Annotated in this window: 23 protein-coding genes; 4 read left to right on the top strand and 19 right to left on the bottom strand. The window is 61.8% G+C overall.

Annotation, left to right across the window (positions count from 1 at the left end; genetic code table 11):
* From OGM61_06160 to OGM61_06110, 11 genes are all read right to left on the bottom strand, one after another.
* Positions 1 to 1,020, bottom strand: coding sequence for a hypothetical protein (locus OGM61_06160; protein UYI83453.1), 1,020 nt, complete (start codon positions 1,018 to 1,020; stop codon positions 1 to 3).
* A gap of 120 nt (positions 1,021 to 1,140) precedes the next feature.
* Positions 1,141 to 2,973 carry a hypothetical protein gene (locus OGM61_06155; protein UYI83452.1) on the bottom strand — a complete coding sequence of 611 codons (1,833 nt, stop codon included), beginning with the start codon at positions 2,971 to 2,973 and terminating at the stop codon, positions 1,141 to 1,143.
* Between the two features lie 9 nt (positions 2,974 to 2,982).
* Positions 2,983 to 4,854: a hypothetical protein gene (locus OGM61_06150; protein ID UYI83451.1), complete on the bottom strand. Its 1,872-nt coding sequence runs from the start codon at positions 4,852 to 4,854 to the stop codon at positions 2,983 to 2,985.
* A 3-nt stretch (positions 4,855 to 4,857) separates the two neighbouring features.
* A complete protein-coding gene (locus OGM61_06145; protein UYI83450.1) occupies positions 4,858 to 5,424 on the bottom strand; it encodes a hypothetical protein in 567 nt (188 codons plus the stop codon).
* 152 nt (positions 5,425 to 5,576) lie between these two features.
* Positions 5,577 to 6,518, bottom strand: a complete 942-nt coding sequence (locus tag OGM61_06140; protein ID UYI83449.1) for a hypothetical protein — start codon at positions 6,516 to 6,518, stop codon at positions 5,577 to 5,579.
* A gap of 12 nt (positions 6,519 to 6,530) precedes the next feature.
* Positions 6,531 to 7,181 carry a hypothetical protein gene (locus OGM61_06135; GenBank protein ID UYI83448.1) on the bottom strand — a complete coding sequence of 217 codons (651 nt, stop codon included), beginning with the start codon at positions 7,179 to 7,181 and terminating at the stop codon, positions 6,531 to 6,533.
* 14 nt (positions 7,182 to 7,195) lie between these two features.
* On the bottom strand, positions 7,196 to 8,011 hold the full coding sequence (locus tag OGM61_06130) for a hypothetical protein (GenBank protein UYI83447.1): 816 nt from the start codon (positions 8,009 to 8,011) through the stop codon (positions 7,196 to 7,198).
* Between the two features lie 171 nt (positions 8,012 to 8,182).
* Positions 8,183 to 9,826: a hypothetical protein gene (locus OGM61_06125; GenBank protein UYI83446.1), complete on the bottom strand. Its 1,644-nt coding sequence runs from the start codon at positions 9,824 to 9,826 to the stop codon at positions 8,183 to 8,185.
* Positions 9,827 to 10,333, bottom strand: coding sequence for a terminase small subunit (locus OGM61_06120; protein ID UYI83445.1), 507 nt, complete (start codon positions 10,331 to 10,333; stop codon positions 9,827 to 9,829).
* Positions 10,323 to 10,592 (bottom strand): hypothetical protein, encoded by a 270-nt coding sequence (locus tag OGM61_06115; protein UYI83444.1) that lies wholly within the window; start codon positions 10,590 to 10,592, stop codon positions 10,323 to 10,325. Before OGM61_06115 ends, OGM61_06120 begins: the two co-directional genes overlap by 11 nt.
* Positions 10,589 to 11,347: a hypothetical protein gene (locus OGM61_06110; GenBank protein ID UYI83443.1), complete on the bottom strand. Its 759-nt coding sequence runs from the start codon at positions 11,345 to 11,347 to the stop codon at positions 10,589 to 10,591. The genes OGM61_06115 and OGM61_06110 overlap by 4 nt, the downstream gene beginning before the upstream one ends.
* 380 nt (positions 11,348 to 11,727) lie before the next feature.
* On the opposite strand from OGM61_06110, the gene OGM61_06105 reads away from it, so the two are divergent.
* Genes OGM61_06105 through OGM61_06090 form a run of 4 tightly spaced genes read left to right on the top strand, consistent with a single transcriptional unit; the run spans position 11,728 to position 14,447 of the window.
* Complete coding sequence (locus OGM61_06105) at positions 11,728 to 12,003, top strand: hypothetical protein (GenBank protein UYI83442.1); 276 nt, start codon at positions 11,728 to 11,730, stop codon at positions 12,001 to 12,003.
* A 56-nt stretch (positions 12,004 to 12,059) separates the two neighbouring features.
* Complete coding sequence (locus tag OGM61_06100) at positions 12,060 to 12,785, top strand: hypothetical protein (GenBank protein ID UYI83441.1); 726 nt, start codon at positions 12,060 to 12,062, stop codon at positions 12,783 to 12,785.
* A complete protein-coding gene (locus tag OGM61_06095; GenBank protein UYI83440.1) occupies positions 12,782 to 13,423 on the top strand; it encodes a hypothetical protein in 642 nt (213 codons plus the stop codon). The genes OGM61_06100 and OGM61_06095 overlap by 4 nt, the downstream gene beginning before the upstream one ends.
* Positions 13,424 to 13,436: 13 nt before the next feature.
* Positions 13,437 to 14,447, top strand: a complete 1,011-nt coding sequence (locus OGM61_06090; protein UYI83439.1) for a hypothetical protein — start codon at positions 13,437 to 13,439, stop codon at positions 14,445 to 14,447.
* Between the two features lie 221 nt (positions 14,448 to 14,668).
* On the opposite strand, the gene OGM61_06085 is transcribed toward OGM61_06090, so the two are convergent.
* The 8 genes from OGM61_06085 to OGM61_06050 form a co-directional block, all read right to left on the bottom strand.
* On the bottom strand, positions 14,669 to 15,223 hold the full coding sequence (locus tag OGM61_06085; protein UYI83438.1) for a hypothetical protein: 555 nt from the start codon (positions 15,221 to 15,223) through the stop codon (positions 14,669 to 14,671).
* Complete coding sequence (locus OGM61_06080; GenBank protein UYI83437.1) at positions 15,220 to 15,528, bottom strand: DUF4406 domain-containing protein; 309 nt, start codon at positions 15,526 to 15,528, stop codon at positions 15,220 to 15,222. Before OGM61_06080 ends, OGM61_06085 begins: the two co-directional genes overlap by 4 nt.
* Positions 15,513 to 16,061: a hypothetical protein gene (locus OGM61_06075; GenBank protein UYI83436.1), complete on the bottom strand. Its 549-nt coding sequence runs from the start codon at positions 16,059 to 16,061 to the stop codon at positions 15,513 to 15,515. Before OGM61_06075 ends, OGM61_06080 begins: the two co-directional genes overlap by 16 nt.
* A gap of 327 nt (positions 16,062 to 16,388) precedes the next feature.
* On the bottom strand, positions 16,389 to 16,541 hold the full coding sequence (locus OGM61_06070; GenBank protein ID UYI83435.1) for a hypothetical protein: 153 nt from the start codon (positions 16,539 to 16,541) through the stop codon (positions 16,389 to 16,391).
* Positions 16,538 to 16,753, bottom strand: coding sequence for a hypothetical protein (locus OGM61_06065; GenBank protein UYI83434.1), 216 nt, complete (start codon positions 16,751 to 16,753; stop codon positions 16,538 to 16,540). Before OGM61_06065 ends, OGM61_06070 begins: the two co-directional genes overlap by 4 nt.
* A 454-nt stretch (positions 16,754 to 17,207) precedes the next feature.
* Positions 17,208 to 17,501: a hypothetical protein gene (locus tag OGM61_06060; protein ID UYI83433.1), complete on the bottom strand. Its 294-nt coding sequence runs from the start codon at positions 17,499 to 17,501 to the stop codon at positions 17,208 to 17,210.
* The gene (locus OGM61_06055; GenBank protein UYI83432.1) at positions 17,494 to 18,501 is read right to left on the bottom strand and encodes a DUF3102 domain-containing protein; all 1,008 of its coding nucleotides are present in this window, start codon (positions 18,499 to 18,501) and stop codon (positions 17,494 to 17,496) included. Before OGM61_06055 ends, OGM61_06060 begins: the two co-directional genes overlap by 8 nt.
* Complete coding sequence (locus OGM61_06050; protein UYI83431.1) at positions 18,498 to 20,120, bottom strand: PcfJ domain-containing protein; 1,623 nt, start codon at positions 20,118 to 20,120, stop codon at positions 18,498 to 18,500. The genes OGM61_06055 and OGM61_06050 overlap by 4 nt, the downstream gene beginning before the upstream one ends.
* Positions 20,121 to 20,123 lie beyond the last annotated feature (3 nt).

Raw genomic sequence — 20,123 nt, 5'->3', positions numbered from 1 at the left:
TCAGCAGAAGTACCAGCCGGACAGAGACGTGATAACGGTGCCACCGGTGCTCACGCTATCCGGATACACGATGCGCAGTCCGCCGCCTTCGTAAAAACATGCACTTGCAAGCGCAAAGCCGCTCGGCCCGGTCATCGACGCCACCTGAACTACGGCCGCGAATCCCGCGTCCTCGCTCGGCAGCTTATCCAACCCGGAAAACGTAAGAATTACGCCGGAATCCACTTCCTGCTGAGACAGCCCGAGCAGTTCGATCTGAAACAGCATCACACCGATAGCCTTCACATACCGGAAGGCGCAAGAGTTTACCGACGCCGTTCCGCCAGATTTCATGAAAGACGGCGTAACAGATATTGCTTCCCCGAGTGCTTTATAGCCTACCTTGTCGTTCGTCACCGCGCCGTCGCACAGGGCTCTTTCCGTCACGGACGCATCGCCCATTTTTGCACTATTGATCGTGCGGTCTGCAATTTTTTCACTCGTCACCGCGCCGCTCGCAATCTTCTTTCCTGTCACGGCATAGTATCCGATCTTGCTTTCCGTTACAGACCCATTTGCGAGCTTTGCCTCCGTGACGGCTGCGTCTTTCAGGCGGTACGCATCTACAGCGCCCCACTTGATCGCGTCGGTGTCGACCGCGCTCATCGCCAGCTTGCCCGCCGTGACTGCGTCGTCCGCGATTGCAGCCGTACCGACTGCGCCGTCGGCAATCTTTGCCGCCGTTATGGACGCATCTGCGATTCCGCTCTGCGAAACATCGGCAATCTGGCTCTGCACGTTCTCGATCGCGTCCTGCACGTTATCAGCGTTGACCGCGGTCGTCTTTTCAAAGCCGACGTTTCTTGCCGCCGTCGCAAGCCCCAGCTCCTGAATCAATCTCTTGAGTGCTCCCATCACTGTTTTTGCGTCCGCGTCGAATCTGCCCTTGAGTGTTGCCGCCTTCAGCCGCTCGATGCGGTTCGGGTAATTGCTCAGCTTCGATACCGTGCCAAGCTCATCGTCAGGAATTGTGAATGCCATTTGTGACCTCCTTTACTTCCCGCCCGGTCTGTGGGCAGGCCGCGTTCCTGCATGCGTAAATCGCTACGCCGTACTCATCTCGGCGCAGCAGCATCATTTCAATTCCACATGTTTTGCACGTCACATCATCACGCCCCCTTCGTCCTGCGGCGACAGGTAGCTCTCCGGCACAAGGCCGCCCGTCTGTGCCTGTGTGAGTCCGCCCTCTGTTGCTTCCTGCTGTGGCGTTTCAAACTGCTGGCGCCAGCCGTCGATGATCTCCTGCTTCTGCGGGATATCCAGCACCTCCAGCTCTGCCGCCAGCACCTTGTAGTTCTGCGCGGTTACGTTCATGGCCGCCAGTCCTTCCAGCGCCTTAAGTGTCGCCTGCTTGCTGTGCACGATTCCGTCGCCTGCCGAAACGATCACGTCCACGCGCGGCCAGTAGTCATACTCTTCGCGCACGATCTGCCCGCTCACGCTGTCCACGATCGCCGGCATCGTCTCCGTGTAGTTCCCGGACAGATAGTCAAAGCTCACGTCTGGCTCTCCTTTTTTCTTTGAGCCAATATAGATGTGGCGCGTCGTATCGTAAAACTCCTGTACACTCCAGTCGATCAGCTCGTACAGCCGCTCGAATCCGGCCGTTCTGTCCGCGGTCTTAATGTTGGCCTGCTCTTCCGCGTCCGAGCGCAGCATGGCAAGCGCTGTGGCCGTCGTCTGCCGCGTCGTCTCCCTGCCCTGGCTGCTGTCAAAGTTTCGGTTCGTGCGCTGGATCTGCTCCGTGATCCATGCCACGCTGTCCGCCGCATTGCGCAGCGGCTGCAGTCCGCCGAGCCGCTGCACGCCGCTCAGCCGCCCATCGCGCACGACGATCTCACCGCCCGGGCGGTTGTCCAGCTCTGATCCATCTGCCAGCGCGTTCTCTTCGCGCACGATCACGTCGTTGGACATCATCGCGTCATTGAGCTGCGCCATGGCGAGCTTCCGGTCGCCCATGTCGATCAAATCCATGATCGCAAACAGCTCCGACTTGTTGTAAAACTGGTTCTCGTCCCGGATACGCCAGTAATGCACGAACGGGAACAGGTGGTTCTGCCGGCATGTGTTTTCCCAATAATTCGGGATGTACTTCACTTCGTGGCCGCCTACAATGATGGAACAGGCGACCGCCCCAGCCGGCACGCGCACGCCGTTTTCCTCCGTCTCCTTCGGCTGCTTAAACCAGTGTTCGAGCACCGTCACCGTGTCGTCGTCCTCGTTGATGGAGGTCGACAGATCAAAGAGGTCCAGGTCCTGCGCATAGTCGTTTGACAGGATGTGTTCCGGCTCCATGCCCACCTCCTCGATCGCTTTGCCATACTGCTGCACAAATGCAACCTTGTGCATCCGGTACAGGTGGAACACATACTGCCCCGCCTGCAGGCCGCGTTCTCTCGCCGCCGGATCCGGGTAGATGCTCTCAACCGGCACATCATCCACGCGGATGTCGCCCTCATTGACGCCAGTTACCATCGTTGGATCCCAGAACACTTTCCAGAACGCATCCCCCAGCTTGATCAACCTGCGCTCGTTCGCCGTGTTTTTGTCCTTCAGCCGGTTGTTGTCGCACACGAACCGCGCCGCGTATTCGCGCTCCTTTGCCTTCTGCGGGTCCATCCCGTCGTCACGCCCGCGAAACTCCGGCTCCGGAACCGTCGCGCAGATCTGGCTTTCCACGTGAATGAACGCATCCGGCATCACTGACGGCGCAAACGGCATCTCCGCATCGGCATATGCCTCCTGCGTCTCGCCCGTGATGTCGTGGATGAAATTATAGTAGTCGTTGTAGCGCTCCCAATCCCGCTCGGTCGCTCTGCGCGCGCTCTGCGCCTTGCCGAACAGCGCCTGAATGGTCTGCTCCCTGTGCTCCCGGTCAGAATAGTCATAGCCGGTCACTGCCGGCCGCTCCCTGTCTTTCTTCCGTTTCAGCATATCCGCTCCTTATCGCTTCGCAAAGTTTCCGGCCACATAGTGCTTCGTAATTGCAAACACGCCGAACCCCTGCTCGTTTTCGTGGTTCACCACGATGATCTGCAGCCGCTTGTACTTTTTCACCTTCGTGTTGAGCATGATGTCCGTCGGCCCGTCGTAGGTCTCGAACGTGAAATCCGTAAAGTCGATATCGTCCCAGTTGAAGATCGACCGATACCCGGATGCCACCAGCTTCTCGGCGTCCTCGTCCTTTACGACGTATACCGTCGCGCTGGTCTTTTGGTGCGGCTTGATCGTCACACTTGCGCCGCGCTTGATCATCGTCTTGAGCACCGTCGCGTCTCCGTCATCGTCCACGCGCGTCGCCCAGATTGCCTCGATTCCCTTGCCGTCGTCCGAGAACCTGCGCATATCGTCCCAGTCGCTCGAGAACCGGCAGATGCGCCCGTCGTCCGTCCCGAAATACAGGTGCTCGTCTGCTCCGTCCTTGCGCACCATCCAGCACACCGCCGGAATACCGTCCCAGTAGTACCCCTCGTAGATGTAGTCGCTGTTGCTCGCCCGGCGGTAGCTGCGCTCTTGCCGGCCGTCGAGCACATATACCACGCCGCCGCCAACGGCCAGCAGAAACATGCCGTTCCACTGCACGGCCGTGCAGTCTGCGAGTCCCCGCTCCTCCGTCAGCATCGCGTTGAGGTACCAGCTCCGGTTTTGCGTCACGCGCCCGGAGGCGTAGTTGCTGCTCACCAGCGCATAGATTCCCGTCCCGCTCACAAACATCGGCTCATCGAGCAGGTTGGCAAAGCACCCCGTGCTCACCGCGCCGACGCCTGCCAGCGCCGCCTGTACGGTAAACACCGCCTTTCCGTCGCCGTCGAGCGTCCCCTTGCGGATCCACACGCTGCTGTCCTGCGCGTTTTCCTCCTTTACGATCCCGAGATATTCGCCGATCCGGCAATAGCCCATGATCCGCACGCCCTCGAGCCCGACAGCACTGTAGCTCAGATCCGGAATATACGTCGGGTCGTTCACGGCGCTCGTCCAGTCCAGGTTCGGGTGCTCCGGGTTGCCGGACAGCACGATGCGGTTCGTCGCGTTGATGCCGTATGCCGTGATGATCGTGCATTTCTTGATTCTGTCGGCATATCCGCTCACGGTGTGCGGGTACTGGATGCGGACGTTGTCCTCCTGTCCGGCCGCCGGCGCTTCCGGCGCCGTGCCAAATGTCACGTTCCCGGCCGTCCGGTCTGCCGTCCAGCCGCTCGTGGTCTCCTCACCGTTGACCCACACACGCACATCGCCCTCGGCGTCGATCACGCCGTCGAGCTGGTACACCTTGCTCGTTCCGTCCGCCAGAAACCGGTTTTCCCGGTATCTGCCCAGCAGGTTGATATCCTCATACGGCTCGCCGCCGCCTGCCGGCTTGCGGGCGATCACCGTCACCGGGATGTACACGTCGTCGCTCGCCGTGATGTCCGTCACCGTCGTGCCGTCGTAGCGCAGCAGCTCCCCGCCGGTCACGATCCACAGCTTGCCGCCCAGCAGCACGCCCTGGCTTCTCCCGTCGTGGAGCCCGGTCATCAGCTCCACCGGCGCCGCGTCCGTGTCGTCCCAGCTGTACAGCTTCGTCCCGATGTGGGCGACGGATTTCTGCGCCTCGCCGAACCGCGCCGTCCACATTCCGTGCACGGCTCCGCCGCCCACTTTATGCAGTGTGCGCCAGCCGCAGCGTTTCTCCGGCATCCCGCCGGAGTCTGCGACCATGTTGGTACAAAGGGGGCTTCGCCGCCGGTCGACCAGGCACGGGTCCGTGGAAAAGTCCACGCCCTTGAACGTGTTGTAAATCGTCGTCTTGATATTGACTCCGCTCCTGCTCGCCATTGGTTAAGCCCCCCTGTAAAAGCTGTTTGTCACACCGCCGCCGCTTGCGCTTCCCGGAATGCGCGTGTCCAGAGATTGCAGCATCCGCTCGAACTGGTTCATGTATGCCGAGTAATCCACCACCAGATCCGGAAACAGATGCTGCGCCGCCACGAAAAACGGCATGGCCTGCGCAGCGTCCTCCGCCACCTCGAATTCCGTGTCGTCGGTCGTCTCCGCGCCGATTGTCTCCGGGATCTTGAAGTATTCCACCTCAATCGTCCCGGCCGCGTCCCGCTCTGGGATCACGATCTTGCTTCCCTTCCAGCGGTATTTCCCCGTGACCTTCCCGTCGCGCCACACGCGGTACAGCCCGCCGAAGTTCCCCGGCATGCTGTATTCCGTCTTCCCGGCCGTGCGGTTGATCGTCTTCACGGCGACAATGCGCTTGACCATGGCCACGCGCTTTTGCGCGATGTCGAAAAAGTCCGCCAGCTTCAGCTCGATGTCCTTGTCCTCTGTCAGCTCGCCGCCCGAGGAGTATTCATCCAGCAGCTCATAGACTTTCTTCTTCCCTTCGCCCAGCGTCATTTCTTCTTGCCCCGCTTGATCCTCTGCACGGCTTCGGCATAGGTCATGCGCTTGCCCTTCGCCGGCTGCTGTTTCTGCTTCTTCATGCGTCCCTCCGTATACGGCAGCGCCGTCGGGCGCGTCTGCGCCCGGCGGCTTTGGTTGTCTCTATGTCAGGCCGGGTTCGAGAAGATAATCTGTCTCGCGTCGCCCCAGCCCAGGCCGAAATCGACGTAGCCCGTGAAGTTTTCCTTCAGCGGGTCGGTGTCGCCGTTGTCGAACACGGTCGGCCGCGTGATGTACACGATCTTGCACAGTTCCTTCATCAGGGTTGCGTCGCAGATCGCCCACTGCTTTTTCGCAAAGCCCAGCGCGCCGCCGCCGATGACCATGTAGTGCAGGTCATACAGCGGGTTGGCCGCGTTCGTGTCGTCTGCCGGGTTGCCGGTCGGGCGCAGCTTCGCGCCGTCGCCGCAGATCTTCTTTGCCTCGGCCTCGAGGTCGGGGCTGACCAGCAGCGTGTTGTAGTCGGCCAGAAACGGCAGGCCGTCCGGCGTCAGCAGCTTGCCGCCGACCGTCTGTGCCTCCGTGATGGCATCTACGCTCAGCGCCTTTTTGATCAGGTTGCTGTACGTGCCGGCCTCCGGGTCGGCGATGTACTTGCGGCCCTGGCTGCCCTTGCTGGCGCACGGGTGGTCAGTCGCAGCCCACGCCTTGCCGTCGCCGCCGGCATAATCTGAGTTGAATGCGTTGCCGAACATGCGCAGCGCGTGGGTGTACACGGTCATCGCGGCCGAGTCGCCGAGGCGCTTGCCCACCTTTTTGCACTCGCCCGTCTTGTCGATCTTGGCCTGCTTGTAGCCGACCGGGATCGTCAGCGAGAACTCGCCCGGCGTGATGATGGTCTTAAAGCCGCGCTTCATATCGCCTTTGTTCAGCTCGCCGGTGTATTCGCGCAGTTCGCCGTAGCCGCCCGTGCCGGTCAGCTCGAAGTCCACGCTGCTGCTGTTCTCCTCGCCCATGATGGCGAGCAGCTTGTTGAGTCGGTTTGCATAGGCAAAGTCAAAGGATTTGCCCACAAACTTGTAAAGGTCAGTTTTCCATGCCTGGTCCATTTTGCTTCCCCCTTATCTCAGTGCGTGGCTCTTCGCCACGAGTCCGATCTCGCCGTGCACGAGGTCGATCTGCACGACCTTCACCGGCAGCGCCGCCGTCGCCGTCAGCACCAGCGCCTGAATGTCCGCGTCGAAGTTGCCCTTGGCAAACATCAGCGGCGGGAAGATCATGTACTTGTCGCCCTCGCAGATGGTGCCGCCGCTCGCGGTCGTGAGCGTCTTGCTCGTCGCCGTAAAGTCGGTGATGCGGCGCACACTGCCAAGCTCGTCGGTGTTGGTGCTGCTCGCGCCTTTTTCGACCAGCACGATGTAGCCGCCGTTCAGGTCGTCGTCCGCCAGCGTCGCAAGGTCAGTGCTGACAAAGGTCGTCGCGCTGCCGCTGGTCGCGGCCATCACCGGTGCCTTGCAGCGCATGATCATGCCCGGGTCGTCGTACACGAGGATCTTCGTGCCGTTGCTGCGCGGGTTGATCGCATCCTCGGCGCCGCTGTGGTTTTCCTTCGCCACGCCAAGGATCGCGCCGGTCTCGGCAGCCGTCGCCGCCACGACGAGGCCCTCGCTCAGCTTCACGACCTGCCCGGCCTTGATCGCGGTCGTCTTTGCAATGTCGTACTCGTGGACGCCGAAGGTAAAGCCGCCGTCCACGTTCTGGTATGCTCTCATGTGTTTTTCTCCTTTCAGCGTTCCAGGAACTCTTTTTCCGTCATTTTCAGCTCCGGATTGTTGCGGTTCCACGCCTCGAGCGTCTCGCGCTGCTCCGCGGTCAGGCCGCCCCCGGTCGAGCCCGTGCCGTTGCCGGCGCCGCGCGCATTGCGGCTGCTCGCTTTCGCGGCCGTTTCCTCCGCCACCGAGCCGACGAGGTCCAGATAGTCCTGATACAGGTCGGCCAGCGGCTCCACGCCGTAGCGTTTCCCGCAAAACCGGCGGAACTTTTTGTTCTCGTCCAGTTTCTGCAGGTCGACCTTCGGGAATTTCTCCATGAACGCCTTCGCGTCCGCCATGATGAACGCGCGCCGTTCGTCCTCCCGCTTCTTCGCGTCGGCCTGCTCCTGCAGCTCCGCTCGCTTCTGCGCGGCGAGGCGTTTGTCCTCATCCTCCCGCCGGATATCCTCTTCGGTGCGCTGCTCGTCCTGTGCCCGCTGCCGGATCTGCTCGTCGTGAAAACGCTTGGAATAGTCCTGGAATTCCTTCCAACTGCCAAACGGCTTCCCGGTATACGGGTTCGGGATGCCCGTCGCCGCGATTTCCTCGTCGAACTTCCTGCGCATCCGTTCCTCGGTTTCCCGTTCCGCCTGCTTGCGTGCGGCCTTCGCCGCCGCGTTGAGCTCGTGCGTCTGCTTCCGGCCCCGGTCGCCGTCGCCGGGTTCTTCCGCGCTTTCGGCCGCGCCGCCTTCCGTCTCCGCCTGCTCCTGCCGGTCTTCGTTCCCGGCTTCCCCGCCGTCCTGCACTTCGGTCTCGTCGATTGCGTCAGTGATCGGGTTTTCGTTGTCCATGGTGATCCTTTCGTTCGCCGGTGTCCGCCGCGGCCGCGAATTTGGCATAGGTCTCCCCCAGCCTGTCCCCATCGTACATCGCGCACCCCCTCGGGATTTCGTCAGCTTTTTGCACACGCATAAAAACAGCGGCTCGCATTTTCTGCAAGCCGCTCGCGGTTGTTTTCGCTATCATAGCATCTTCCGCCGTTTTCTGTGTTCCAGCTGCACGATCAGCTTCTCGCGCTTTTCCTCCGGCCGCTCGTCCACCGTCTGGCGCCCCTGCTCCCGCGCCATGTGGCAGATCGCTGCCGCCATCACCAGGTCGTCGTGCTCTCCGGCCATCGCCTCCGGCCGGTCGTGTTCGTTGCGGGCGAATACCATCATCTCGCCAAGCGTCCACTTGCTTCGCACCAGCTCCGGCACCTCGTCCATCACGCTCCACAGGTTGGCCAGCGCCACCGGCCGCGTGCTTTTGTCCGTCCGCCATCCGTTTGCGTCCATCAGCTTGGCCGCCTTTTTATCGAATCGTTTCCTGCGGTACAGGTTGGGATATGCCCACTCTTCCAGCTTCAATTCGACGTATGTCGAAAAGTTGATTTCCACCGCCAGCAGCGCGCCGTTGTAGTACCGCCCCAGGCAGTATAGCTGCCGCGCGTATGCCGGCTCGCTCAGATCCTTTTGCAGCTCTGCACATTGCCATCCGCCCGCGTTGTCGATCAGGAACGCCGTGAACCGGTCGCTGCCGTCCCCCGCCGTGTCGCATCCGGCCACATACGGGTGGCCGTCCTCCGGCTCCTGCCATATGCGCACATACCCGTTCTTGTCCTCGCGCCACGCCACGTTCTCCGGTTTCCCGTCGGCCGCTTCGGTGTATGTAAAATAGCCGATGTGCTTCGGCTCCGGCGCCCGCTCCCGCAGCCGCTCCAGGCTTTCGTTGTCGAAAAACGGCCGGCCCGTGAACAAAAACGCCTCCTGCGGATTACTCGGGTACTCCTGCCGGAATTTCTGCACGTCGCCTCCGCAGTTTGCCTTGATGCACCAGCGCCGCCATTGCAGCTGCTCGTCGTCCAGCCCATAGTCTGCGCGCATCTGCTTCTCATCCTCTGCCCATTCCGTTCCCGGCGGCACCGGCCGCCGATAGTCCGGGTCGAGATACCACGCCAAAAACACCGGCCGGAATGCGTTTTCGCCCGACACCGCGCCGTCCCAAAACGTCTTGAACTCGTTGTATCCGTTCGCCGTGCTCTCCATCACCACGCACGTGTCCTTGTCGTCCGGCACGGCCTGCAGGATGCCCAGCATGTTTTCCGTCATATTCGGCCAGAATGCACTTTCCGAGCAGTGCACGTTCCGCAGCGTGAACGATCGGCCCACGCCGCGGCTCCCCGCCGTCACGCATCGGATGCGGCTGCGCAGCCCCGGATTGCGTTTTTTCTCCACGGGATCCTTCGTCGGATTTTCAAACACCAGCTCCTGCGCGTTGCTGGCCTTCAGCATCGGTTTGATCTCCGGCGGCAGATTGTCGTAGAAGAGTTTGTTCATGTTGAACAGGTTCGTCGTCGCGTCCTCCACGTGCGCCACGATCAGCGTAAAGACGTTTGCGCGCGTCGCAGCGTCCGCGAAAAACAGTCCCTCCACCTCCGTGCTGGTGCCCAGCTGCCGCCCCTTCAGGATGATGAGACGCACGGGCCTCCCGGCATCGTGCTCTTCTTTGATGATCCGGTACAGCATCTCCTGTGCCGGCTTCAGCCGCAGCGGGATAATGTTCCCCTTCTTGTCGCGGATCTTCAAAAAATGCTCGCAGTATTGCTTTGGATTCCGGATATCGATCACTCAAAACTCCCTCCCGTCATCCGGAAGGCTCTGCAGGAATTCTTCCACGCTCTTTCTCGTCTCGCCTTCCTGCTTCTGCGCCTGCCGGAACATGCCCATGCTCTCGCCGATCTTGCCCAGCGCATTCAGTGCGCCCTTCGCGTCAAAATTCCACGTCCCGTCCGGCACCCATGCTTTCTCGTCGCGGTCCCACTCCAGGTGCGGCACCGCCTCCATGCACCGGTTGTACACCTCCAGCAGCTGGTTGCCCACCCACTCCGGCGTGATCCCCTGCCGCTTGTACAGGTCGATGGCCCGCGCCCGGCGGTATGCAGCGATCTTCGGCAGCTTGAGCATCCGGCTCGCCTGGCTCTCTGCTGTCTTGGCCGAGTACCCGGCGCGAATCGCCGCCTCCTTCGGCCGCCCGTCCCGCTCCAGCTCCGCCACAAAGCGTTTTTGCTGCTCGGTCAGCATCCGCTCCAGCTCCGCCAGCGGCAGGTCATAGACGTCCCGCTCGTCACCACGCATCGTAAAATCGCCTCCTCAGTCTCGTCAATGTCTCCTGGCTCAGGCCGTAATCCATGCATGTCCGCTCCCACGAGATGTCCGTCGTCAGGTACGCCAACAGCGCCTGTGCGTATTCCGGCCCCGCGGCCGCGCACAAGCGTCGTATCTTGTCCTGTGTCTTTTTCGGCTGGCGCGCGAAATTTCGGCACGCGAAAAAGATTGCCCCCTGCTCGTCGTAGCTCTTGCTCACGCTCCGCAGCCGCTTGAATTCCTGCTTCATAACCGCAGCCTCTTTCGCTTCGCGCTCGGCCGATCCGGCATGACAGCTCGGACATAGCCGTACCGCAGCCCCGTTTCCTCGTCGTCGATGATCGTCTTTTCTTTTACAAGCGCCCCTTCCGGCGCCTGGATGCCGTCCACGTCGCGCACGATCACCGGCTCCGTGTAGATCGGCTTCTCCAATCCGCGCGAGCTGCTCCATTTTTTTGCGTGTGCGTCCTTGCATGCGTTGGATACCATGTAGCGCGCGATGCCGGTGTAGTCTCCCCGGCCGTCGAGCAGGACGTAGCCGCACTGATCCTCCGGCCAGTACCGCGTCACCACTTCCCACGCAGCTCGGTCCATCACAAGGTGGTGGTGCAGCCGCACCTTTTTGCCTGTGCGCGGATCGGTGTCGCTGGTCGTCAGCACATAGCGCAGGCTTTTGCCCGTCTCCTTGCGGTATCGGCCGCCGACATTGCGCAAAAATTTGCTTACTTCTTTTTTTGCGGCCTCCATATCCTCCGGCAGCCGCTCGTCGCTGTACTTGAGCTGCAGCCACAGGTCGCCCGCCCGAAAGTTGCAGTTGATGATCCTCGCCAGACGGCGGACTGCCTCTTTCTCGTTCGCAGCGATCTTCCTCGCGCTGCTGTTGCCGGCGATCCGTTTGGATCTGCTCTTGCGGCCCATGCGCGTCCGTGACGACACATCCAGGATGCATCGCCGCGTCTCGACACAGCGACCGGACACGATGTGATACTCCACCAGCTTTCTCATCCTTTCTTCCTCCGTTTTTCAGCCGGCTTTCCCCGGCCGCATTTGCTATCGCGTGCACGCGTCCGCGACACGGTTGACGTTTTTCAACTCCTCACGCTCTTCGGCGGCACGCAGTTAAGTTAGCCGTTAAAGGGCCCGGAAAGATACGCACGCACGCGCGTATAAAATTAAGGTGTTTTTGCTGTTTCGTTCTCATTTCCGCGGCGCGTCCGGCGCCGCAGAAATCAAACCGAAATCTTGCACAACTTCTATCTCATTTTTTGTTCATCTTTTGCGCCGCTTGAGCGTAAAAGTGCTTGACATTTGCGCTCATTGAGCGTATACTTAAATCATCAAAAGGGGAAACACGACAGGCCGATAGGCCGGAAAGGACGAAAACTATGACACGCAACGAGGCAAAAGCACTGCAGGCAAAGCACAACATGGAGATCCTCCGCGATCCCATCACAAGCGAGGCGCACGCACTGTATCTCGAGGCCGAGCAGCCGATCTCGGAGCTCGATGATCTCGCGGACATCTCTCGCCGCACCAACGGCTGCGCGCCGTGCTACATGGAGGCCAACTACGAGGTGTATAACGCCACCGGCTCCGGCGTCACGTACAAGCTGAGCTGCCCTACCACATGGTTTGACCTCTGGGGCTGGGTCGACGAGTAATCTTGTGCGGATACACATTCGGCACAAGATCGGCACAAGAAAGGAGATAAATCATCATGGCAAAAGCAACTGCAACCTGTACTTGCGCCACCTGCGGCGCAACGTTTACGCGCACCAACATCTGCCGCAACCGCCGCGAGGCGGATGGCTGGGAGGCGTGGGCAGCCGCAAACTTTGATGAGTGCGATGCTTGCTACACTGCGCGCAAGGCATCCGAGCGCGAGGCTGCCGCCGCAGCGGAGGCTGAGCTGCCCCTGACGCTGCATATGACCGGCTATCCGTACAAAGACAACACGCCGGTCGTCCTGTTTTTCGGCGGCGACACCATGCCGCGCAAGGACGACATTAAGGCGCTCGGGTACCGCTGGTCATTTGCGGATGACTACATCACCTACGGCTACAGCGTCCAGCGCGGGGAGCAAAAATGGATCAAGGTCGTCCCGCAGGAGGACGCCTACGACGAGATCGAGCGCGCGAAGGCGCTCGGCGCCGTGATCGACGATAGCATTGTAGACACGGAGTATCTTGCCAAACAAGCCGCCGCAAAGCGCGAGCGCGTCGCGGCCGCTGAGGCATCCGGCATCACGGAGCCGGTCAAGCCGGTATGCTACCCGGCCGGCCGGTGGAACGGCAAGGTCTACGGTACGGCGGCTTATGGCTACCGCATCTACGTTGACAATGCGGAGATCCGCATCAGCAACGATGATGCCGACGCACTCAAAAACTATGCCAAGGCTCTGGCAGCCTGGCGTGAGGCTACTAAAGGAGGCAAAACGCAATGATAAGCAAAGGAATCACTGCAAAAGAATACGAAGTGTACGTGTCCGGCAGCCAGTGGCCGGACACGATCAGCGGCGCCACACTCACAGACGCGATCAACGGGAGCCTCCAGCGCCTCGTCTCGAGCGCCGGTATCCGTGGGTCATACACCGCCATCGTCGGCTACCGTGCCGAGTACAAGCCAGGCATCCTCGGCGGAAAGGGCGGCGTAGATGTGGCGATCACGCTGCGCCACGACCCCAAGCACGGATACCCGGCAACCGACGTCGCGCACGCCTGGATCTATGCCAGCGCAGACGATCTGGATGAGCACTACGATCTCACGGATAAGCAGTTTTCGGCAGCGCTGCAGGAGGCCGCTGCCTACGATGACCCGGATGCGTTCGTGTCCGACGTTGCGACGTCAGACATCTTTGGCGCCAGCGAGGACGAGCTCCCGGCCTTGGCCGCAGAACTGCGGCCCATCTGGAGCTACGCGCACCTGACCGTCAACGAGATCGTGCAGCACGCCGGCCTGTCGCAGACGGACTTTGCGGCGCGTTTTGCAATCCCGCTGCGCACGCTGCAGGGATGGATCTCCGGGAGCCGCGAGTGCCCACCGTATGTGCGCCTGCTGCTGGCAAAGCAGTGCGGTTTGTGAGGGAGATGCTAGCATGAGAGACCGAGAGACCCCGCTGCCGCTGCTGCGCAAGTGGCTGCGCAGCTGCCCGGATGCCTATCGCCAGCTTGACAGCTGCGCGACCGCCAACGGCGAGGACGGCTTTGCGTGGCCGGACTACTGCCCGCTGCCGATCAACGCCGCCTACACCTACCTTACCTACGCCCGTGGCCGGAGCGAACTGGATGCCGCAGCCATGTCCGCAGAGCTTACGGCCTGCTGGGCGTGGCGGCGCAGCCGCATCATCTACGCCGTAGATGACGACATGGCCGAGATGCTTTTTGCCCAGGCGGAGGACATGGAGGACACCGACGTCCTGCCGGTCGACCTGCTGCTGCACCTGCCGTACCCCTGCATCTATGTCAAGGCTCACCACCCGGAGCTGCCCGGCGTCGACGGCTTTTTTGCGTGGATCGACTACGATGTCAACCATGGCTCCACGGAGCTGCGCGTGCAGTGGCTGTACGATGATATGCTGGGCACTGTCCCGCAGGTGCTGCATCTGGACCCGTCCGGCACGATCGGCGACTGTGTGCGGGCCACGCTGGACCGCACGCGCGAAAATGTCGGCGTCGACATCAGCACCGTCTCGGACGTCGCTTCCCTTGGCCGCATTATCCTTGGCGTCATCCAGATCATCCTGTATATCATCTCCGACGGCGCGGACATCGCCGCTGCGCCGGATCACAAGCACACGCAAAAGATCCCGCACAAGCCCGACGACGTCGGCAAGGCCAGCACCGTCGATCTGCAGTATGTCGGCGTGCGCATGGGCGCGGCCATTCGCGGCGCAAGAGCGCGCGCGGAAGCAGACGAGGCTGACACCACCGGCAGCACGCCCGGCGGAAAAAAGCGGCCGCACGCCCGCCGCGGTCATTGGCATCACTATTGGGCAGGCCCGCAGGATGATCGCCGCCTGATCCTGAAGTGGACAGCGCCGACTTACATCCACGCGGACGATATGCCACCGGACGGCGAGACCGTCATCTACCCCGTGCGCAAATAACTTGCTCTTCAGCCCCGGCAGTGATCCACTGCCGGGGCATTTTGCTATCCGTGCGTTATCCGCGCCCGTATTTGTGGTTGTTGCGCGCCGCCAGCGCCAGGCTTGCATCCGTCACCTTCTGCTCGCGGGCGCGCTCAGCGATCCGCCGGTCACATTCCGCCCGTACCTCCAGATACGCCGCGCACGCCGCGTGGCACCCCGGCCTCCGCTCGGCACACCCTTTACACGGTCCCGCCGGCATATCCCATTGCCTCCATCAGTTCGCGGATCTGTTCGCGCGGCCCCAGCTTCCCTAAGCATGCCATCCATGCCGGGCAGTCACCGTCGCACATCCAGCGCTTGCATGTCTCAGCATCCTGGCCCAGCGGCGTGCGCGGCACCTTTCGCTCCTTCCATTCGGCCAGCAGCCGGCCGGCCAGCACCTTTTCCAGATTCCGCACCTCCATCTGCTCCTCCAGTCTCCGGATGTGCTCCTCCTTCAGCTCCGCACGCACCTGTTCCAGTTCCGCACGCACCTGTTCCAGTGCGCGCATCGCACTTTCCATGTTCTCCTTCGCTTCTGCTGCTTCGGCGCGTTCCGCTGTCAGTGCCTTGCTGGCTTCCGCGCTCCGCCGCTGCTCATATTCCAGGTCCATTTGCTCGCGGATCGCTGCCTCATTTGCGCTCTTGGCCACCATCTGCCAATACCTTATTGGCAGCAGCACGCGCATCGCCAAATGCTTTGTGCACAGCCGCCCGCGCGGAATCTCTCTCCCGCAAAATTCGCATACATTCATGCTTCCGCCTCCCCTGCCGCGAAAACGTGCGGTTTTTGGATGTACTCACAATACGCCTTTTCCAGCATCGCGCCCGGGCTGCCGCGCCAGTCCGGCAAAAACAGCACCGCATCCGCGATGTCGATCATCGCAAAGCACATCCGCATGTAGTCCTGTGCCGCCATCCCCTCCGGCTGCTCCGCCGGGTTAAGTGGGATGCAGCCCATTCCGCTTACCGTCTCCGCCGCCCGGCGGAACTTCTCGCGGTATCCCTCGTCGCCGGTGATCTTCCCGGCAATATAGATCTTGGTCAGTCGTCGTCCCACGCCACCCAGCTTGTCAGCGCGAGTGCCTGCCACATGGCCGCCGCATTTTCCAGCGTCTGCGCCGCGAACGTCTCCTCCGGTGTGTCGAAGCGCATCACCGTGCCGAGTGCATCCGTCGTTGCCTCCCGCGTCATGGTGACAGCCGCCTGCGCATCCTCCGGCAGGCCGATGATCTGCCGGTCGCGCGTCTGCCACAGCATTGTGCTGCCATACATCAGCGGCGTCGCCTTGATCTCCCGCGCACCGTCCACCTGCATTGCCTCGCTCAGGCGTGCCAGTGTCACGTCCAGCATCGTGTGCTGCTCCGTCGACCCCCGCACCGTTACGGCCTCCTCCGTCGGGATTCGCCCGACCATTCGCACGATCTCCGCCAGCAGCTCCCGGCCGTCCGACTGCTGCAGGCTCTCCACCTGCGCGCTGTACGCCCACTTTTCGCCCAGCAGGCTCAGCATGCCCGCCGTCTCGCAGATCAGCAGCGCCCTGTTTTTTGCTTCCTTCGCCGCCAGCTTCGCCAGCCCCTTGTAGTGCATCATCGTTTTCTTCCTTCCTCATGTAGTGCGCGTGTTGCTGTGCGCTCGCTCTCGTGCGGCCCAGCGCCTCGCCGATCTCCCTGTACGTTTTCCCGTCCTCGATCATCTGCATCAGGCGCTTTTCCTCTCTCTTTGTCCATAGTCTCTGTTCTCTTCCCATCGGCTTCTCCTCGCTCCCTCTCCGCGCATAATCCTCCGGCGTAACAAACTCCGTGCATGCATCCCCTCCGGGACATGGCCTGCGCCGCTTTTCGTGCAGGATGTACAGGCACACCGTCCCGACTCCGCGCAGCCCCGTGGCGGACCCGTGGTAGCATTGTTCGCACGTGCTCATAGTTCCACCACATACACGCCGCCGTACCGCCGCCGTTCGCAGCAGCCGCACGTCAGCTTCCCGCGCACGTTCCCGGTGTGCTCCACCCGCTTGCCTTCCTGCTTCATCCGCTCTGCGCACGGCACACACAGCAGCATTTCCTGCTTCATCCGTCGTTCTCCTTCCATTCCGCCACCATGTCCATGATCTCCTTACACAGCATGCTCAGCAGCGCGCCCAGCCGCTCGATCTGGCCCATGTCCTTGTAGCCGTAGCTCTCCCTTTCGTCTGCGTCCACGCGGTAGAGCATCAGCTTCTGCGTGTCGTTTGCGTACATTTTTCCGACTTCGTTGTTCAAAAACGCCTCAAATTCTGCGTTCAACGTCGTCCTCCTTTCCCGGGCACCATGCCGGCCGGTACACCGGGCAGTCGTCCGTCGGCCTCCGGCCGATCACCGCGCCCCGCATCCGTCCATCTGCCATGCACCGCGCCGCAGGGTATCCGCGCGGCCACGGCACCGTTTTCAGCTGCCGGCATCCGTTGCATCGTTTCCTTCCGTATTCGCGGATCATTTTCCGTACCGCACCACCACGGTCGGCTCGTTCCCGTAGTTCGTGTTCAGCATTTCGCGCAGCCTCGCCTCCCGGCGCTCCCGCGCGGCCTGCGCGATCGTTTCCATGCACGTCGTCCTGCACATATCGTTCTCCTTCCTCCGGCTCTCTTCCGGGCACAGGCGGCGGTGCCTTTCCGCCGCCCGGCCCGCTCTTGCGGAATCAAAAAAAGAGGAGATGTTCCGGGTGCCCTGCACCCGGAAGAGGGCCGGCTTCTCTGATGTATCAGCCTGCTTCTCCGTGCTCGTCCAACCTGCCCTTCAGCCGCACCACTTTGCGCCTGCGCTCATTGCGCACATCATCCGTGCAGCAAAACAGCATTTTCATCTGCTCGAGCATGATCTCCACGTCGGCGATCTCCTCGGCAATATGCTCGAACGAGCCCCGTCCGCGCAGGTACTTGCACAGCTCCTTTTGCAGCTCGCTCATTTCCTCAAACACCATCGCAATCTGTAGGGAAGATCCGTAGGTGTCCAGCGCTCTCTGCAGCACTTCCGTTTCGTTTATGTACTCACCCATTCCGCTTCACCTTCTCCCCGAATGCCTCCAGCAGCTTCTCCGCAGCCGCTCGGAGCTTTGTCTGGTTCTCGCCGCTGGCCTTGGCGATCAGAGCCAGCATGTCGTTCAAATTCCCCTGCACGGTGTCAAACACGATCTTGAACTGCGCCACCGTCACGTCGCTCATCTCCAGCTTCCGGCGCGCCTCCTGCAGCTCCAGCTTCAGGCCGTCGCGCTCCTTGGCTACGTCCGCCGCGGCGGTCTCCAGCTTGTCCTCGGCGGCCTTGGCCGTGGCCTCCGCCTGCTCGCGCGCCTTTTCCGCCTTCTGCAGCTTCTTTTCCAGCCGCTCAAGCTCTTTCTGCGCAGCCGCCTTTTCTTCCTCGCGCGCCTTGGCCACAGCGCCCTCGTCCACCTGCACGGCCACCTCAACCGGCCGGCTCTCCAGCGTGCGGATATTTTCCTGCAGTGCCCGGATCTGCGCCTGTGTCTCCGCCAGCTCCCGGCAGCGTGCCTCGGCCTCCTGCGCCGCCGTCTCGGCGTCCTTTTTCAGCCGCTCCGCCGCGCCCATCTGTTCTGCCAGCTTCTGCTCGTACAGATCCCGCTCGTCCTCGGCCGCCTTCTTCTCCTGGATCAGCTCTTCCAGCTCCCGCGCCGACATGTGCTCCACATCGTGCTCCTCGGCGAAGCTCTCCCGCTCGTTTTCCGGCAGCGCGAGCAGTCGCAAAGCATTGGAAATGCTCAAATTATTCAACGTTGGGTAATTTGATTCCGCCCCAAAAAGGGTCTGCTGCTGCGCCCCGTATTCGCGGTACAGCGTCATAAAGCGCGATGCCGTGCTCTGGCTGAACTCCGTCTGCGCCTTCAGGTACGGCAGCCACTCCCCGTGGCCGATCATCTCCTTCACCTCACATAGGCGGCGGCCGATCTCGATGCCGAACCACAGCGTCATCTGCTTTGCCTGCGCCGTCAGGCCGCGGATCTCCGCGCCCACGGTCTCCGGCGTCCTTGTCAGTTCATTCATGCCGTTTTCTCCTTTGCTTCCAGTATTGGCTGCTTCTGCTTGCCGCGGCGGCTGCCTGCGTGCACCCAGCCGAGCCATGCATCCAGAAACCATGCGTACCGCTCTTCCGGATCCTGCGCATGGTTATAGCTCTCGTTCTTGTATCCGTGGATCTGGCGGATCGTGTCCTTCCCCGTCAGCTCGATGGTCATCCATGGGCGCTCCGGCCGCTTCTCGTGCCGCAAAAACAGGATGGTTGTCTTCCCCTCAATATGCCGCGCGGCATAGCCGCCCACACAGTGGTGCAGCGTCTTGCCCTCGCGCACGATCTCGCTGCCGCTCTTCGGCACCACGATGCGCAAGCCGCTCAGAGCAAATTCATACTTCCGGCACAGCTTCTTGTACCGCTTCGCATAGGCCGCAGCGGCGGCTTGGTCCTTCCGGATCTCCAGCAGCTCAGCCGCCGCGTCGTGCCGCTCCCGCAGGTCCTTCGGCATGGCCACCGTCGCCTCCGTCAGGTCATAGCCCAGCTCGCGCGCCATGCGCAGATAGTCCACCCACAGATGCACGCCTATCCTGCTCTCGGCATATCGTGCCGCCTTTTCCAGCTTCACACCGGCCGTCTCCGCGCACTCCTTGCACGCTTCCACCATCCATCCCCCGCCGAGCCGCTGGCAGAGATGGATGTACACATCCGGTGTCAGCTCCGGCGCAGTCTCCCGCCAGCTTTTCAGCGCCTCAAAGTCTCCGCCAGACTGCAGCCATGTGCGCGTCTCCTGCTTGCTCATTCGCATAAAGTCTGCCGGATTTCGCGCACTCCAGTTCAGGATCCGCGCGTTTTTCACGCCGCTCACCACAAGCTGTGTCACCGCGTCCCCGAGGCCGATCTTCACGGCCATTTCGATCTGTGGCCACATCGCGTAGGCCGCGAGATACGTCACAACCCACTTCACCGGCTCGTCCCAGCCCTCCGCAAGTTCATAGCACATCCAGTCCTCAATCTGGCAATAGCGCCACGCTTTCGTCTCGCTCAGCGCGTCCGTGCCGATCACGGTATAGTCGCCCTGATAGCACGCCCAGCCCATCATGTTCGGCTGAAACGGCTCTGACACTGTCGCCTTCGCCTTCCAGTACGGCCGCGTCAGCTCTCCGCAGCTCCATTCCCGCGTCCACTCCCACATCTGCACCGTCCCCGGCGCGAGGTAGTAGGCTTTCTGCCCCCAGCAGCTCATGTCGTAGTAGATGCCCCCATAGATCAGGTCCTTTGTGTAGCTGATCTCGATCTGCATCGCCTCGATCAGCAGCGCATCGCCGTCCCTGCGCAAGAATGCCACGTGCGTCTCTTCCCGCAGGGACGTCATCCGCTCGCTGTACTTGCCGATCGCGCTCCACACGGCCGTTTGCCCGCAAAACGGGCAGCTGGCCTCGCTGCCGTGCTTCGGCCCGTGCTTGCCGATGATCCCATGCTGGCGGCAGCACGTCGCCCACACCTCGCGCCGCTTTCCGTATGTCTCGAAAAACACGTGCGGCGTGAACAGATCGTGCACTGCGTCCTCTTCCTCCTGCGTCGGATAGTCCCAGAACTTCCCCAGGACCTCCTCGTGCCGCTCCGGCTGCAGGTTGCACTTTAAGTACCGCATGGC

It is taken from the genome of Clostridiales bacterium (assembly GCA_025757645.1).
Taxonomy (GTDB): domain Bacteria; phylum Bacillota; class Clostridia; order Oscillospirales; family Oscillospiraceae; genus CAG-103.
The sequence above is the reverse complement of the archived record's forward strand: the minus strand, read 5'-3'. Positions and strand labels throughout refer to the sequence as shown.

Coding starts and splice junctions, on each gene's coding strand:
- OGM61_06150 (UYI83451.1), bottom strand. CDS start 4,854: ATGGCGAGCAGGAGCGGAGTCAATATCAAGACGACGATTTACAACACG.
- OGM61_06060 (UYI83433.1), bottom strand. CDS start 17,501: ATGGGTGAGTACATAAACGAAACGGAAGTGCTGCAGAGAGCGCTGGAC.
- OGM61_06155 (UYI83452.1), bottom strand. CDS start 2,973: ATGCTGAAACGGAAGAAAGACAGGGAGCGGCCGGCAGTGACCGGCTAT.
- OGM61_06100 (UYI83441.1), top strand. CDS start 12,060: ATGGCAAAAGCAACTGCAACCTGTACTTGCGCCACCTGCGGCGCAACG.
- OGM61_06120 (UYI83445.1), bottom strand. CDS start 10,333: ATGCGTGGTGACGAGCGGGACGTCTATGACCTGCCGCTGGCGGAGCTG.
- OGM61_06130 (UYI83447.1), bottom strand. CDS start 8,011: ATGGACAACGAAAACCCGATCACTGACGCAATCGACGAGACCGAAGTG.
- OGM61_06090 (UYI83439.1), top strand. CDS start 13,437: ATGAGAGACCGAGAGACCCCGCTGCCGCTGCTGCGCAAGTGGCTGCGC.
- OGM61_06140 (UYI83449.1), bottom strand. CDS start 6,518: ATGGACCAGGCATGGAAAACTGACCTTTACAAGTTTGTGGGCAAATCC.
- OGM61_06115 (UYI83444.1), bottom strand. CDS start 10,592: ATGAAGCAGGAATTCAAGCGGCTGCGGAGCGTGAGCAAGAGCTACGAC.
- OGM61_06160 (UYI83453.1), bottom strand. CDS start 1,020: ATGGCATTCACAATTCCTGACGATGAGCTTGGCACGGTATCGAAGCTG.
- OGM61_06050 (UYI83431.1), bottom strand. CDS start 20,120: ATGCGGTACTTAAAGTGCAACCTGCAGCCGGAGCGGCACGAGGAGGTC.
- OGM61_06055 (UYI83432.1), bottom strand. CDS start 18,501: ATGAATGAACTGACAAGGACGCCGGAGACCGTGGGCGCGGAGATCCGC.
- OGM61_06105 (UYI83442.1), top strand. CDS start 11,728: ATGACACGCAACGAGGCAAAAGCACTGCAGGCAAAGCACAACATGGAG.
- OGM61_06135 (UYI83448.1), bottom strand. CDS start 7,181: ATGAGAGCATACCAGAACGTGGACGGCGGCTTTACCTTCGGCGTCCAC.
- OGM61_06085 (UYI83438.1), bottom strand. CDS start 15,223: ATGAATGTATGCGAATTTTGCGGGAGAGAGATTCCGCGCGGGCGGCTG.
- OGM61_06110 (UYI83443.1), bottom strand. CDS start 11,347: ATGAGAAAGCTGGTGGAGTATCACATCGTGTCCGGTCGCTGTGTCGAG.
- OGM61_06145 (UYI83450.1), bottom strand. CDS start 5,424: ATGACGCTGGGCGAAGGGAAGAAGAAAGTCTATGAGCTGCTGGATGAA.
- OGM61_06070 (UYI83435.1), bottom strand. CDS start 16,541: ATGAAGCAGGAAATGCTGCTGTGTGTGCCGTGCGCAGAGCGGATGAAG.
- OGM61_06075 (UYI83436.1), bottom strand. CDS start 16,061: ATGATGCACTACAAGGGGCTGGCGAAGCTGGCGGCGAAGGAAGCAAAA.
- OGM61_06095 (UYI83440.1), top strand. CDS start 12,782: ATGATAAGCAAAGGAATCACTGCAAAAGAATACGAAGTGTACGTGTCC.